We start from the raw sequence: 17,405 nt of genomic DNA, 5'->3' as shown, positions 1-17,405 counted from the left end.
CGCCGCGTCAGCGCGGGCCGCCCCGAGGACGCGTCCGCCCCCGACGTGGCCACTGCGGACACGAGTTGACGCACTGTGGGGTTGTCGAACAGCGTGCGAACGGAGACACGGATGCCGAACGCCGACCCGACCCGGGAAACCACCTGGGTGGCGGACAACGAGTTGCCACCGAGCGCGAAGAAGTTGTCGTCCACACCGATACGTGATTCGCCCAGCACATCCGCGAACGCTGCGGCGACGGCGAGTTCGTCCGCCGTTGCGGGTGCGGTGAATCGGGTGTGGCTCGCGAACACGGGCTCGGGGAGGGCGCGGCGGTCAAGCTTGCCCGCCGGTGTCAGCGGCATCTTATCGAGAACCATGATCGAACCGGGGACCATGTGCGCCGGCAACGCCCCGCCGACGAATGCGGTCAGGTCGTCGACGTCGACGTCGTTCCCCGACGCAGCACAGACGTAGGTGGCCAGCGCTGTGCCGCCGGATTCGGTGTCGTGCGCGACGGTCGCGGCGAATCCGACCGCAGCATGCGCTCTGAACACGGAGTCGATCTCACCGAGTTCCACACGGAATCCGCGAATCTTCACCTGGAAGTCGCTGCGCCCGACGTATTCGATGACGTAGGCCCCGGTGCGGGACTCGACCCACCGGACGAGGTCGCCGGTGCGGTACATCCGCTGGCCGGGTGCACCGTGGGGGTTCGCGACGAAACGCTCCGCGGTGAGACCGAGTCGCTGGTGGTAGCCGCGGGCGAGCGCCGGCCCCGACACGTACAGCTCCCCCGGCACACCGGGGGGCACGGGATGCAGCCGCGCATCGAGAACGAGAGCCTCGACACCGCGCACAGGGCCGCCGATGGTCATCCGCTCGCCGAGCATCAGCGGTCCACTCTGCGTCACCATCATCGAGGACTCGGTCGGCCCGTATCCGTTGAACAGTGCCCGCCCCGGTACCCAACGCTCGGCGAGGTCGGCACCCCAGGCCTCTCCGCCGACGACGATGACGGCGAGTTCGTCGAGTCCCGTGGGATCGACGGACGCCAACGCGGCCGGTGTGATGAAGGCGTGCGTGACTCTCTGCTCGCCCAGGAGTTCGGCGAGCTCCGTACCGCCGTACACCGAGTGGGGAACGACCACCATCGTCGCGCCCCTGCAGAAAGCCATCAGATACTCGAACACGGAGGCGTCGAAACTGGGTGATGCGAAGTGCAGGGTCCGGGCGTCGGCGGTGAGTTCGTACTCGTCGGCCAGCTCGGTCAGGAGGTTCGCGAGCCCCGAGTGTGTGACGGCGACGCCCTTGGGCAGTCCGGTGGATCCGGACGTGTAGATGAGGTAGGCGAGTTGGTCCGCGTGCATCCGTCCGAAGCGATCGGCTGCTGTCACCGCCGCCGGGGAATGGGACTCCACCAGCGCAGTGTGGTCGGGATCGTCCATCACGAGCCACTGCGTCGAGTCGGGCAATCCGGCTCGGAACTCGATCGTCGTGAGACCGAGCGCGGCCCCCGAATCGCCGAGCATGTGTGCGATCCGTTCGGCCGGGTAGTTCGGATCCACCGGCACGAACGCGGCACCTGTCTTGGCAACGGCCCAGACGGCGAGCACCGATTCGATCGAGCGGGCGAGCGCGACGGCCACGAACGTCTCGGGGCCGGCTCCGGCCCCGATCAATTCGCGCGCCCAGAGGTTGGATCGCCGGTCCAGTTCTCCGTAGGTCATCGAACGGTCGCCGAAGACGATCGCAGTCGCGGACGGATCCGCCGCCGACGCGGCCAGGACTTCGGGCAGCAGTCGAGTAGGTCGACTCGCAGGCCCGCGAACCGGTGCCAGGCGGGCCCTCTCGGCGTCGTCGAGGAGATTCACGTCGCCGACCACCGTGGTGGGGTCTGCGATCATTGTTTCGAGGATTCTCACGAGCTGCACCGCGTACCGGCGCACGGTGACGTCGTCGAACAAGTCTGCGGCGTAGGTGAACTCGGCGCGAATACCCGACGGAACGCCCGCGGGGTCGACGGTCTCGCCCAATGTCAGCTGCAGGTCGAATTTCGCGACGCGCGCGTCGATGTCCTCGACGCGCACCCGGAGTCCGGGGAGCTCGATGTCGTCGATTGCCCTGGGCTGCATCGACAGCGCAGTCTGGATGATCGGGTGATGCGCGGACGTCCGCACGGGGTCGAGAACGTCGACGAGACGCTCGAAGGGGAGGTCCGCGTGGCCGAAGGCCCCGATATCGCCGTCACGTACCCGCGCCAGCAATTCCGTGAACGTCTCGGCACTCTCGATGCGCGTGCGGAGCACGAGCGTGTTGACGAACATTCCGACCAGGTTGTCGAGAGCTCGTTCGCCGCGTCCGGCGATCGGTGCGCCGACGGCGATATCGTCCGACGCGGACAAGCGGGCCAACAGGAGCGCAAAGGCAGCGTGCGCCACCATGAAGACCGTCGCTCCGTGTTCACGCGCCAACCGCTCGATGCCGCTGTGGATCTCGGGGGTGATGGTGAAGCCCACGGATCCCCCGGCGTAGGACTGCTCGGTCTGGCGTGGGCGGTCGAACGGGAGTTTCAGCTCGTCCGGGAGACCGTCGAGTGTCCGCGTCCAGTAGTCGAGTTGTCGTCGGGCGAGTGACTCCGGCTCGTCCTCGCTGCCGAGAACCGCCCTGTGCCAGACACTGTAGTCGGCATACTGGACCGCGAGCGCAGTCCATTCCGGACTTCGGGACTCTGCTCGGGCCGCGTACGCGGTCATGACATCCCCGCCGAGAGGTCCGAACGACCAACCGTCGGCGGCGATGTGATGCAGCGTGATCGCCAGGACATGTTCGCCGGGACCGGTCCGGAACAGCGTTGCCCGTACGGGCAATTCCTCGATCACGTCGAACCCGCGCGACGCGAATGCGATCATCCGGGAATCGAGCTCGCCGTCCGGTACGTCCACGACCTCGAGAGGCATCGAGAGATCCGCTGCGGACACGACGACCTGAGCGGGTCCGTCCTCCGTGTCGGGGAAAACGGTACGAAGCGACTCGTGACGTCCGACTACGTCGTCGAGTGCCTGCGACAGCGCTGCGACGTCGAGAACACCGGACATCCGGACCGCGAATGGCAGGTTGTACGCGGGCGAGGCCGGGTCGAACTGGTTGATGAACCACATCCGCTGCTGCGCCGGTGACAACGGTATCCGGGCCGGTCGCTGCATCGCGGACAGCACCGGGCGCGCGCCTCCTGCGTCCGTGGGCTCGGCGAGACGAAGAGCCAACTCCGCGACTGTGGGCGCGGTGAACACATCGCGCACAGAGAGTCCGGTGCCCGACAGCTCACCGAGCCGCGCCGCCACTCGTGTGACGGAGAGCGAGTTGCCGCCGAGATCGAAGAAGTTGTCGTGCACGCCCACCCGGACCGAGCCGAGTACATCCGCGAACACTGCCGCGACCGTGCGCTCGGCCGCATTTCGCGGCGCGACGTACTCGGTTGCACTCCCCTGGAATTCAGGAGCGGGCAACTCCCTGCGATCGAGTTTCCCGCTGGTGTTCAGAGGGAACTCGTCGAGCACTGTGACCGCAGACGGCACCATGTACGACGGCAGGGATTCCGAAGCCTGACGGCGAAGCTCCGCGACGTCCAGATCGCCTCCGGGTGTACCGACCACGTACGCGACCAGATGATCGCCGACGGTGGTGTCGGAATACACCGACACCACGGCACCGGTGACCGCCGGGTGCGACCGGAGCACGGTCTCGATCTCACCGAGTTCGATGCGCTGACCACGGAACTTAACCTGGAAGTCGGTACGTCCGATGTAGACGAGCGCTCCCGCCGACGTCCATCGCACTAGGTCACCGGTGCGGTACATGCGCTCCCCCGTGCGCCCGAACGGGTTCGCCACGAATCGATCGGACGTGAGATCGACGCGGCCGAGGTATCCGCGCGCGAGCTGAGCACCGCCGAGGTAGAGCTCACCCGGAACGCCGACGGGAACGGGGTGCAGCCGGAAATCGAGCACGTAGGCCTGGGTGTTCCATTCCGGCACACCGATCGGCACGTTCGTGGTGTCGGCTTCACCGGTCTTCCAGTACGTCACCGACACTGCGGCCTCGGTAGGCCCGTACAGGTTGTGCAATCCGGCCGCGGAAAGTTCCCGGAAACGCAGGACGGTCGCGGGCGGCAGAGCCTCGCCGATGACGAACACATGCCGCAGCGAACGGCACGACCCCACGGCGGCGGCGGCGACGAACACGTCGAGCATGGACGGCACGAAATCGGTGACCGTCACCGAATGCTCGTCGATGACCCGCGTCAGATAGGCAGGCTCTCGATGCCCGTCCGGAGTGGCCAGCACCATGGTGGCACCCACCTGCAGGGGCCAGAAGTAGCCCCACAACGACACGTCGAACGTGGTTGCGGTCTTCTGCAACCACACGTCCCGATCGGTGAGTGCGTACTCCGACTGCATCCAGAGCAGTTGATTCACGATGGCCGCATGCGGCACCGCGACCCCCTTGGGCTTGCCCGTGGAGCCGGAGGTGTAGATGACGTAGGCAGGGTGTGCAGGCCGCAACGGTGCGATACGTTCGGCGTCGGTCAGCGACATCGCGGAGATACCCGAAAGGTCGAGAGTGTCGAGGTCCGACACGGGGATCCGGTTCGGCAGGTCCGGTCGGTCGGCCGAGGTGGTCAGCACGCACACCGGTTGCGCCGACGCGAGCACGTAACTCGTTCGCTCTGCCGGGTGATCGGGATCGACCGGAACGTATGCACCACCGGCCTTGAGTACGGCATAGATTCCGACGACCAGTTCCAGCGACCGCCGCATCACCACGGCCACTCGGGTTTCGGGGGCTACACCCAGCGCGATCAGATGCCGGGCCAGCTGGTTCGCGCGCGCGTCGAGGGCTGCGTACGTCACCACGTCACCGTCGAAATCGACGGCAACAGCATCGGGTGTACGCGCCGCCTGCGCCTCGAACGACGTCAGCAGCGTCGACTCCGGCACGTGATGGTCGGTGGCGTTCCAGTCGTGCATCACCCGCGCATACTCGCCCGGGATGAATCCGGTGACCTCGGCTACCGCGGCGGAGGGCTCCGCGATCAACGCACGGATGACCGAATCGAGCCGCGCCGCAATCAGCTTCGCTTCGTCGCGCTCGAAGGTGTCCGGCAGGTAGGCCACCCCGAGCCGCAGGGTGTCGTCGACCTGGGCCATCAGGCTCAATGGGTAGTGGGTGACACTGTGCACGTCGACCGAGTCCACGCGCATACCTGCGATGTCGGTCTGCGCCTGCAGCGCCGCCTGATCCACGGGGTACGACTCGAAGACGGTGAGCGTGTCGAACAGCACCCCGACCCCCGCCTCTGCCTGGATTTCCGTCAGACCGAGATAGTGGTGATCGAGCAAATCGGCCTGCTGCCCCTGCACCCGGGCCAGCAGCTCGGCCGCCGACTCGTCGGCGTCGATTCGTACCCGGACGGGGACGGTGTTGATGAAGAGCCCGACCATCGATTCGATCCCGGGGATGTGCGGGGGGCGGCCCGAGACGGTGGCGCCGAATACGACGTCGTCCCGTCCGGTGAGTCGCCTGAGCAACAGTGCCCAGGCAGTCTGGATCACCGTGTTCGGCGTGACGCCGTGCTGTCGGGCGAACGCCAGCAGCGCGGCGGTGTCCGCCTCGGAAAAGTGGATCGGAACTTCCTCCGGGTCCGCCGTCACCGTGCCGCCGGTGCGCGCAGGCGCGAGCAGGGTCGGCTCGTCGAGGCCGTCCAACGCGTGCGCCCACGCGGCCCGCGAGGCGGAGGGGTCTCGGCGGGCCAGCCAGTCCAGGTATTCCCGGTACGGCCGCACCGCCGGCAGCGCGGACTGATCGCCCGCTGTCGCGTAGAGCACCAGCAGGTCCTGGACGATCAGCGGGATGGACCATCCGTCGAGGAGAATGTGGTGGTTGGTCATCGCCAACTCGTGCCGCTCGGTGCCCGTGCGCACGAGCAGCAGGCGCAGCAGCGGAGCCTCGGACAAGTCGAACGGCGCGGCCCGGTTCTCGGTGACCAGCGCCTCGAGTTCCCTTTCCCCGGAAACACTCTCACGGCCCGACAGGTCGACCACGGTCAGTGGGACCTCCACCCCGCGGAGGGGGATCTGCGCCGTGACGTCGCCGTCCTGCACGAACACCACCCGCAGGTTGGAATACCGCTCCAGGAGCGCAGCGGCAGCAGCCCGCATCCGATCCGCCGACACGTCGCCGAGCAGGGTCATCCGCAGCTGAGAATGGTAGACATCGACACTGTGCTCGGCGGCCAGCAGCGAATGGAAGTGGAAACCGGCCTGCAGCGGCGACAGCGCCCACACATCCTCGAGGGTCGGGTACGCCCGCTCCCAGACCTCGATCTGGGACTGGGTGAGCGCCACCGTGCCGACGTCCGACGGGGTCAGTCCCCCACCGGATCCGGCGACGACGTGCTCGATCTGTGAGACGAGCGCCTGCTGCCACAGATCGACGAGTTCGCGAACGTCGTCGGCTGCGAGCAGTTCACCGGCGAACCGCACTGAAGCACCGAGTCGCGGTCCGGCTTCGGTATCCGTCACTCCGACATTGATCTCGATCGTTGCGGAAGCGCCCATGTCCGGATCGGTCTCACCCGAGAAGACCCGCGACGACGCAAGATCCGGCACCCAGCCGATCTCACGCATCTCCTGGGACAAATCGCCCATCCCGGTCTTTCCGAGGTAGTTGAAGACGACCTGGGGCGGGTCGAAGCCCGCGAGAACGGTGGCCGTCGCCGGATTGAGGTATCGCAGCAGTCCGTACCCGACGCCCCGGTCGGGGACCGCCAGGAGTTGCTCTTTCACCGCCTTGATCGCGACTCCGGCCGACGCGCCGCCGACGAGTGCGTCCTGGGTGTCCACCCCTTCCAGGGCGAGACGCACCGGATACACGCTGGTGAACCAGCCCACGGTACGAGACAGATCGGCGCCCGGCACGACCGACTCCTCGCGGCCGTGACCCTCGAGGGTGAGGTACGCAGAGGCGGCGGGCACCCCACGTGCACGGCGCCACTCGGTGAGGGCCACCGCGAAGCCGGCAAGCAGCGAATCACCGACCGAACACCGGAATGCCTCCGGCACGCGGGCCAGCAGCGTGCCCGTGATCTCGGTGGACAACTCGACGTGCAGCTCCTGCGTGGTCGAGGTCCGGTCCCGCACCGGATCGAGAGCCCGGTCGCCGAGGAGCGGGTCCGGAGCGTCGACAACGCCTCGCCAGTAGTCGAACTGCGCGAGGGTGGACGGCTGACGGGCAGCCTCCGATAACCCGTGCGACCACCGCCGCAACGACGTACCGACCTCCGGCAGATTCGGAGCGTGACCGGCTGTGACGGCGCCTCCCGCCGCAACGAGGTCCGGCACGATGATCCGCCAGGACACACCGTCGACGACCAGATGATGAGCGACCACGAGGAGCCGCCCGGGCCGGGTCGCACCACGATCCAACCAGACGAACTGCGTGAGCACCGGGGTCTCGAAGTCGAACCGGTCGGCCGCGGCGGAGAGTTCGCGGTCGATCAGCGCATCGAAGGGTGCGTCGGCGAGGTCGGGATTGACCGGCACCGTCGTGACCAGTCGATCGGCGTCGACGGCACCGGCGGGCAACACCGAGTGACGCACGTCCGCACCGTCGCGGACCAGCCGGGACCGCAGCGCGTCGTGCCTGTCGAGGACCGCCTGCACCGTCGCCACGATGTCCGATCGCTCGATCCCGGTCGGCAGGGTGAGGAGCACGGACTGCGAATACCGGCCCACCGGACCCGACCGGTCGAACAGTGATCGGAGAACCGGGGTCAGCTCGACGTTCCCCACGCCGCCGCCCGCCAGTTCGGCGAGCGCGAGTCGATCCGCCGACGCGACGGTAGCCACTCCGGCAAGCGCGGCAATGCTCTTGCGCTCGAAGACATCCCGTGGGGTGAATACGATCCCCGCAGCCTTGGCTCGCGAAACCAGCTGGATCGACACGATGCTGTCGCCGCCGAGAGCGAAGAACGAGTCGTTCACTCCCAGTTCGTCGACGCCGAGCGCTTCCCGGAACAAGGCCGCGAGTGTTTCCTCCAGAGGAGTACGTGGCTCCACCCGAGCGACCGCGACGTCACCGACGGCGGGAGCAGGCAATGCCGCTCGATCCAGTTTGCCGCTCGCGTTGAGCGGGAAGGCGTCGAGCGTGACGAACCCGTCCGGAATCATGTATTCGGGCAGCCGACTCTCGGCATACGCCGTCAGTGCCTCGATGTCGACCGTCGCGCCCGCCCGTGTGACGAGGTAGGCCACCAATTGTTCGCTCGCCGCTCCGGAATAAACGGTCACGACCGCCTGGGCAACGGAGTCGACCGACTCGAGTACCGCCTCGATCTCACCGAGTTCGATCCGCAGTCCGCGCAGCTTCACCTGGAAATCGTTGCGACCGAAGTATTCCAACTCGCCCCGGCTGTTCCAGCGAAGACGGTCACCGGTCCGGTACATCCGAGCGCCCGGCGCGTCGAAGGGGTTCGCCACGAACCGTTCGGCGGTGAGGTCGGGGCGTCCCGCGTATCCGCGAGACACCTGGGTGCCGGCCAGGTACAACTCACCGGTCACTCCGGCAGGACTGGGATGGAGCCGCTGGTCCAGCACGTAGGCTCGCGTGTTCCAGACCGGTGTACCCACGGTGACGATGCCCGAGTTCGAGGTGTCCACCCATGAGGTGGTGGAGGCGGCCGCGACCTCGGCAGGACCGTACGCGTTGAGGACGGCAGCGTCGGAGACGGCCGCGAACCGCCGCGCCACAGTGACGGACAGTGCCTCGCCGCCGACGAACACGGTACGCAGCGATGAGAACCGTGACGGCACGATCACATCGGTGAAGACGGCGAGCATCGACGGGACGAAATGTATCGCCGTGATCTGCTCGGTGTCGATCAGTTCCGCGAGGTAGTCGGGATCCTTGTGCCCGTCCGGTTCCGCGATCACGACGCGTGCTCCCACAGCTAGGGGCCACAACAATTCCCAGAGCGACGCGTCGAACGACTGTGGTGTCTTGACGGCAACCCGATCGGTCTCGTCGAGCGCGCCGAGTGACACCAGGAACTCGAAGTGGCTTCCGAGACCGGCGTGCGAGACGGCCACTCCCTTGGGTCGGCCGGTCGAACCCGAGGTGAAGATGACGTAGGCCAGGTTGTCGGCCGCGAGGGGCCGCAGCCGGTCGCGGTCCGTCACCGGGGCATCGTCGAACCGGTCGAGTTCGAGACCGTCCATCGGGAGAATCCGGACGCCGGAGTCTGCCTCGAACTCGTCTCGAACTGCGGTCAGGACGAGAACCGGCTGGGCTGCCTCGATGACGTGGGCCGCTCGCTCCGCCGGAAGATCGACGTCGAGCGGCACGTATGCCGCACCACTCCGCAGCACGGCGTGCAGGGCAATCAGGAACTCGATCGACCGGCGGGCTGCGACCGCGACGGTGGTTTCGGTTCCGGCGCCTTCGGCGATGAGTGTGCGGGCCAAGCGGTTGACCCGCGAGTTGAATTCCCGGTACGTCAAAGACACGTCGCGGTACACCACCGCCACCGCATCAGGCGTCCGTGCCGCCTGCTCGTCGTAGCGGGCGAGGTAGGGCCGCTCGCTCACCTCCACGTCCGTGGCGTTCCATTCGCGCAGTACGCGAACCAGTTCCCGTTGATCCAGCACCGGCAGGTCCCCCACCGCCGTGCCCGGATCGGCCAGCGCCGCCGCCACGATCCGCGCGAAACGATCCGCGAACGACTCCACCGTGTCACGGTCGAACAGATCGACCGCATACGTGAACGCACCGGTGAGACCGGACACGGTGCCGCGCTCGTCTCGGATCTCGGTGAGCGTCACATTCAGATCGAATTTCGCGATCTCCGGATTCATCTCGACGGCGCTCACCGTCAGACCCGGCAGTTCCAGCACTCCCGGTTCGAAGTTCTCGTAGGACAGACCCACCTGGAAAAGTGGGTGACGGGCTGTGGACCGGGCGGGTTCGAGTACCTCCACGAGACGCTCGAACGGCAGATCGGCGTGCGCGAACGCGGCGAGGTCGAACTCCCGCACCTGTCCGAGCACGTCGGCGAACGACAGGTCACCGGATACTCGCGCGCGCAGGGTGAGAGTGTTGACGAACATGCCGACGAGGTCCTGCAGGGCGGGTTCGGCACGGCCGGCGACGGGCGTGCCCACGGTGACGTCCACCGCGTTCGACAGCCGTGAGAGCAGAACCGACAGCGCGGCGTGCCACACCATGAACGGCGTGGCAGCAGAGCGGGCCGCGAGGTCGGCGACGGCTTTCGCCGTGGCAGCGTCGACCGAGAACGGTACCGTCGCACCCGAATTCGTCGGCACGGCCGGGCGGGGCCGATCCGCAGGCAACTCGAGCAGATCGGGGATGCCGTCGAGCGCGGCGGACCAGAATTCGATCTGCTCGGCGGCCTGCGACCGACCGTCGGTCTCGTCGCCGAGAAACTCCGCCTGCCAGTGGCTGTAGTCCGCGTACTGCACGTCCAACGGCGCCCACGACGGTGCCCGCCCAGCCGTACGCGCCGTGTAGGCGAGCAGGATGTCACGCGCGAGCGGGGCCATCGACGATCCGTCGGCGGAGATGTGGTGCACCACAACGGCCAGCACGTGTTCGTCGACGGACAGTCGCAGCAAAGCCGTGCGCAGCGGCACCGCGGACGTGACGTCGAAACCCTCGGTGGCGAGCGCCAGGAGTCGCGCCGGCAGCTCCGCCTCGGTAATCGGCTGCACGTCGAGATCGAGGGACACCTCGTCGGCGCCGACGATCACCTGATGTGGACCGTCCACCGAGTCCGGATACAGGGTACGCAGGGACTCGTGTCGGTCGACGACGTCGCGGATCGCCGAATGCAGCCCGTCGCCGTCGAGAATGCCGGACAGGCGCAGGGCGAAGGGCATGTTGTAGGCCGCAGATGCGGTATCGAACTGGTTGAGGAACCACATGCGACGTTGCGCCGGGGACAGCGGAATCCGTCCGGCACGCGGGGCGGCGACCAGTGGGGCACGTGGTGCCGTCGGCACCGTTCCCTCGATACGCTCCGCGAGCGCCCCGACGGTGGGGGCATCGAACAGGTCACGCAGGGCGAGCGGCGCACCTAGCTCGGCCCGAATGCGCGAGGTGACCCGCGTGGCGACGAGCGAGTTACCGCCGACGTCGAAGAAGTTGTCCCGGAGGCCGATACGGTCGAGACCGAGAACCTCGGCGAAGATCTCCGCGAGGTTGGCCTCGACCGACGTGCGCGGGGCCACGTACTCCGAGGCGGAACCACCGAATTCGGGCGCGGGCAGGGCCTGACGATCGAGTTTTCCACTCGTATTGAGCGGGAATTCGTCGACGACCATCAGAGCTGCCGGAATCATGTACGCCGGCAGGGACGCGGCCATGCACTCTCGAAGTCGCGTGGTATCGAGGTCGTGTCCCGGCTCGGGCACGACATAGGCGACGAGGTGATCGCCGGTGCCGGGATCGGAATGGACCAGCACGGCAGCGCTGGTGACCGACGGCTGTGCCCGCAGGACGAATTCGATCTCGCCGAGCTCGATGCGCTGGCCTCGGAACTTGACCTGGAAGTCGGTGCGCCCGATGTATTCGAGTGCACCCGCCGACGTCCATCGCACGAGGTCACCGGTGCGGTACATACGCAGGCCGGCCGTGAACGGGTTGGCCACGAACCGGTCCGAGGTGAGATCAACGCGGCCGAGGTATCCCCGGGCGAGCTGTTCGCCCGCCAGGTAAAGCTCACCGGCAACGCCGGGGGGAACCGGGTGCAGGCGCGAATCGAGAACGTAGACCTGGGTGTTCCACTCGGGCACGCCGATCGGCACCGTGCCGGCGACCGTGGTCGCGGTGTCCCAGTAGGTGACCGAGACTGCCGCCTCGGTGGGCCCGTACAGGTTGTGCAGTCCGGCATCGGACAGCGCCCGGAATCGCGTGACGGTTTCCGGGGGCAGCGCCTCCCCGATCACGAAGACGTGCCGCAGCGTGGCGCACGAGGTCGCGGGCACGGACGCGACGAAGGCGTCGAGCATCGAGGGCACGAAGTCGGTGACCGTGACACCGTGCTCGTCGATGACCCGAGCGAGGTACTCGGGGTCGCGGTGACCGTCCGGGGTGGCCAGCACCATCGTGGCGCCCGTGAGCAGCGGCCAGAAGTAACCCCACAGCGATACGTCGAAAGTGGTTGCGGTCTTCTGCAGCAGCACGTCCCGTGCGGTGAGCGCGTATTCCGACTGCATCCACAGGAGCTGATTGACGATCCCGCGGTGCGGCACCGACACTCCCTTGGGCCGACCGGTGGAGCCCGAGGTGTAGATGACGTATGCAGGGTTGTCCGGGCGAAGCGGTGCCAGTCGGTCGGAGTCGGTGACGGGTTCGCCGGAACAGGAATCCAGCGCGATCCGGTCGATCTCGACGAATGACGAACCCGCGGGAAGTGCGCCGCGGTCGGCCGAGGTCGTGAGCACGCAGACGGGCTGTGCGGAGTCGAGCACATACCCGATCCGGTCCGTCGGGTGGTCCGGATCGACCGGCACGTAGGCACCGCCGGCCTTGACGATCGCGTACATGCCCACCAGCAGGTCCGGTGAGCGCCGCATCGCCAGCCCGACACGCGATTCGGGTCCCACCCCTCTGTCGATCAGATGGCGCGCCAGACTGTTTGCGCGGCAATCGAGTTGGGAATATGTCAGCGTGACGTCCCCGAACACCGCAGCCACCGCATCCGGGGTGCGGGCAACCTGCGCGTCGAACAGCTCGGGCAGACACATCGCAGGCACGCGGTGCTCGGTGTCGTTCCACGTGCCGAGGAGACGGTCGCGTTCGGCGGCGTGGAGCAGGGGAAGATCACCGACCGCCGTCGCGGAGGATGCCGCAACCGAGCGCAACAGGTTCACGAATCGCTCGGCCATCGACGCGACGGTCGACTCGTCGAACAGATCGGTGGCGTAGTCGAAGCCGGCCGCGAGACCACCCGGCGTGCCCGCGTCACCGTACCGTTCGGTGACGGTCAACTGGAGGTCGAATTTCGCCACATGGACATCGATTTCTGCCGCCGCGACCTCGAGGCCTGGCAGTTCGACGGTGGTCGGCGCGGTGTTCTGGAACGAGAGCATGACCTGGAACAGCGGATGACGTGCGGCGGACCGGTCGGGGCTGAGCACCTCCACGAGTCGCTCGAACGGCACGTCGGCGTGGGAGAACGCGGCAAGGTCGGCGTTGCGGACCCGGTCGAGAACCTCCTCGAACGTGTCGCCCGGCTCGGCGGTCGCGCGAAGCACCAGGGTGTTGACGAACATGCCCACCAGGTCGTCGAGCGCCTCCTCACCGCGTCCGGCGACCGGGGTGCCGATGACGACGTCCGTTCCGGCGCCGAGGCGATGGAACAGCACCACGAGGGCTGTGTGGGTGACCATGAACAGCGTGGTGCCGGTGCTCTGTGCCAGATCGACGAGACGCCCGTGGACGTCGGCCGGGATGGTGAAGTCGACACGACCGCCCCGATACGACATCTCGGCGGGCCGCGGCCTGTCGGTGGGCAGCTCGATCAGCTGCGGCACACCGGTGAGCGCCGCCTGCCAGTGGGCGATCTGCCTGGCGGACAGGCTGTTCGGGTCGTCTTCCGAACCCAGTAGTTCCCTCTGCCAGAGGCTGTAGTCGGCGTACTGCACCGGGAGCGGCGCCCAGGTGGGTGCGTGACCGGCGGCGCGCGCCGCGTACGCGACCATCACGTCCGCGGCCAGCGGCGTCATCGACCACCCGTCGGCGGCGATGTGATGAACCACGAGGACGAGAACATGCCGGTCGGGCGCCTCCCGGAACAGTCCGGCGCGCAGCGGTATGTCGGCGCTGAGGTCGAATCCGGCACCGCCGAGGGCCGCCACCGCGACGGTGATCGACTGGGCGTCGACGTCGATCGGATCGGTGTCGGCCAGCACGCTCACGGCGGGCAGGATCAGCTGGTGGGGTCCGTCAGGGGTGTCGGGGAAGACGGTGCGCAGCGCTTCGTGCCGTTCCTGGATGTCGCCGAGCGCCGCTCGCAGGGCTTCCCGGTCGAGATCGCCGGTGAGCCGCAGGGCGATCGGCAGGTTGTAGGCGGCCGAGGCCGTGTCGAACTGGTTGAGGAACCACATGCGTTGTTGCGCAACGGAGAGGGGCACGCGGTCGGGTCGTTCCCGCGCCTCCAGCACCGGCCGCGGGTCGGTGGGCGGGCTCGTGTTCGCCACCGCGACCGCCAATTGCGACACCGACGGCGACTGGAAGAGGTCCCGGACCCCGATCCGCACACCGAGGGCGGTGTTCACGCGGGACACGACCTGGGTGGCCATCAGGGAGTTGCCGCCGAGTTCGAAGAAACTGGTGTCGACGCTCAGTTCGGGGAGGCCGAGGACGTCGCGGAAGATTCCGAGGAGGATCTCCTCGGTGACCGTTCTCGGGCGCACGGTGTCGGCCGAGGGTGCGGCGAATATCGGTGCGGGCAGGGCATTGCGGTCCAGTTTCCCGGCCCGAGTCAGCGGCAGCGAGTCCAACACCATGATCGCCGACGGCACCATGTACCCCGGCAACCGCTGCCCCACGAACCCCGCCAACACCCGGGTATCAACCTCTACGCCCGGCGCCGGCAGCACGTACGAGACCAGGCGACTGCTCCCGCTCCCGTCGTCATAGCCGACCGTGTGGGCGAACTCCACCACCGGATGCGCCGCCAACGCCGCATCGATCTCCCCCAGCTCGATCCGGAACCCCCGAACCTTCACCTGAAAATCACTACGCCCCAAAAACTCCAGAACCGGAGGCCCGTCCGGAGCGGTCACCCAGCGGACCACGTCACCCGTGCGGTACATCCGCCCGCCGGTGCCGAACGGGCTCGCCACGAACCGCTCCGCCGTCAACCCGGTCCGGTGCACATACCCGCGAGCCAAGCTGGAGCCGAGGACATAGAGTTCGCCGCGCACCCCGGCCGGGACCGGACGCAACCGGTGATCGAGGACGACGAGGTCGACACCCACGGTCGGTGACCCGATGGTGACCGGCTGCCCGGGCCCCATCGGTCCGGTAGCGGACGACATGATCGTGGTCTCACTCGGACCGTACGCATTGACCATGATCCGGCCCGGCGCCCACCGCGCCACCAACTCCGGCGGACACACATCACCCGCCACCACCACCGTTTTCAGATGGTCCAGACCGCGGTGATCGAGCGACGCCAATGCCGCCGGCGTGCAGAACGCATGCGTCACCCGCTGCTCGGCGATCAGTTCCGCCAATTCGGTGCCACCGTAAATCGTGGTCGGCGCCACCACCAGCGTCGCGCCCGCACACACCGCCATTACCAACTCGAACACCGACGCATCGAAACTCGGCGACGCGAAATGCAACACCCGCGAACCCGAGGACACCACGAGACGGTCCCGCTCATCCGCCGCCAGATTCACCACACCCCGGTGCGTGACCGCCACACCCTTCGGTCGGCCCGTCGACCCCGACGTATAAATCACATACGCCGGATGATCCACCGACAACACACCCGTGCGGTCGGCGTCGGTGACCGCATCCGCCGGATAGGAGGCAACGGCCGACAAGAACTCGTCGTCGTCCAAGACGATCCAGTGCGTGCACTCCGGCAGACCATCCCGAAACGCGGCGGTGGTGATGCCGATCGGCGCACTACAATCCTCCAGCATGAACGCGATGCGGTCAGCCGGATAGCTCGGATCCACCGGAACGAACGCCGCACCCGCCTTCGCCACCGCCCACACACTCGACACCGACTCCCGCGACCGCGGCAACGCCAACGCCACCATGACCTCCGGGCCGACCTGGAGGTCGATCAGGAGTCGCGCGAGCTGGTTCGACGTCTCGTCGAGGGCGCGGTAGCTCAGGGCGGCGGACGTCCCGTGCCCGGGTGCGACGAGGGCATCGCCGTCCGGGTTGCCGCGGACGGCGCCGGCGAGCAAATCCGGCAGAGTGACGGGTACGAATCCGGCGCGCCCGGTGGCGGGTACCAGGGTGCGGCGTTCGTCCTCGTCGAGGATGTCGAGGTCGCCGATCCGTCGTGGTCCGTCGGTGCCGGAGGTCAGGAACGCGCCCAGGAACCGGGTGAAGCGGGTGTGATGGGCGCCGAGGGTGCGTTCGGAGTACAGGTCCGGGTTGGCCTCGAAGTCCAGGTTGAGGCTGGTACCGGCGACTCCGTGATAGACGTTGACCGCGAGGTCGGTGATCGGACCGGTGGATAGCAGTTCGAGCCTGCCGACGACGCTGCCGAGGGTGATCTCGTCGTGGAACAGCATGACGTTGATCAGGGGACCGTAGAAGCCCTGGTGCTCGGTGGCCGCGTCCCGCCGGATGTCGATGTGCGGGTAGCGCTGGTGGCGGAGTGCCGCGGTGACTTCCAGCCGGACCGCCGCCACCAGGTCCGCGTTCGTCATGTCCGGGCGGACGTGCAGGTGCAACGGGACCACATTGGAGACCATGCCGCCGGAGCGGCGGAGCAGCGCGGTGGTGCGGGCGGTGACGGGCAGACTGACCGCGACCTCTTCGCGTCCGGTCATCCGGGACAGGTACGCGGCGAACGCCGCAATGACCTCGAACGCGGTCGACGAGTCGTGACGATTTGTCGCGGCCTCGAGGTGGTCGACGAGGGTCCCGGGGATCTGCCCACCCGCCGTTCGGCTTCGTGCCCGTGCGGGTGCGGACCGCTCGACGAGGCTGTGCGGTTCGCCGATGGTGGATACCCGCTCGGACCAGTACTCCTGGTCGGCGCGGTAGCGCGGCGAGATCCGGTAGTCGTCGTCGACCCGGGCGACGTCGGTGAGTGCGGCGGCCTTGGACGGTGCCGCGGTGCGCCCCTGCACGGCTGCGGTGTACAGCTGCGTAGTCCGGTCGATGAGTGTCATCGATCCCATGCCGTCGAGCGCAACGTGGTGGACACGGCTGTACCAGTAATGACGATCCGGCCCGGTGCACAGGACCGCCGAGGTGACGAGCCGGTCGCGGCACACGTCGAGCGGAGTGGTGTACTCCTGCCGCATCCACTCCTTGGCTGCCGCCCTCGGATCGGGCTCGTGCTGCAGGTCGACGAACCTGACCGACGCGTCCAGGGTCGGATCGACGAGCTGATAGGGAACTCCGTCGACCTCGACGAGACGGAGGAAGGCGGAGCCGAGTTCGCGGCCTGCGGTGATCAACGACTCCGACAGCAACGCCACGTCGAGGGCACCCACCAGTTCCACGCACTGCGCGATGGTGACGGGCACGTCGGGGTCGAGCTGCTGGGCGAACCACATCCCCTGCTGAGCGGTGGAGAGTGGGAATGCACCGTCCGGAATACCACTCGCGGCGGTCACGTCACCACTCGGCACAGCTTCGACCAC

Annotated in this window: 1 protein-coding gene (cut by a window edge); it reads right to left on the bottom strand. The window is 67.7% G+C overall.

Annotated elements, in window-relative coordinates; all coding sequences use genetic code 11:
* On the bottom strand, positions 1-17,405 hold the 5' portion of the coding sequence (locus tag HGB39_RS25930; RefSeq protein ID WP_168442958.1) for a non-ribosomal peptide synthetase. 13,645 nt of this gene lie to the left of the window's left edge; 17,405 of the gene's 31,050 nt are visible here — the first part of the coding sequence; its start codon is at positions 17,403-17,405; the stop codon falls past the left edge of the window.

It is taken from the genome of Rhodococcus opacus (assembly GCF_012396235.1).
Taxonomy (GTDB): Bacteria; Actinomycetota; Actinomycetes; order Mycobacteriales; family Mycobacteriaceae; genus Rhodococcus_F; species Rhodococcus_F opacus.
The sequence above is the reverse complement of the archived record's forward strand: the minus strand, read 5'-3'. Positions and strand labels throughout refer to the sequence as shown.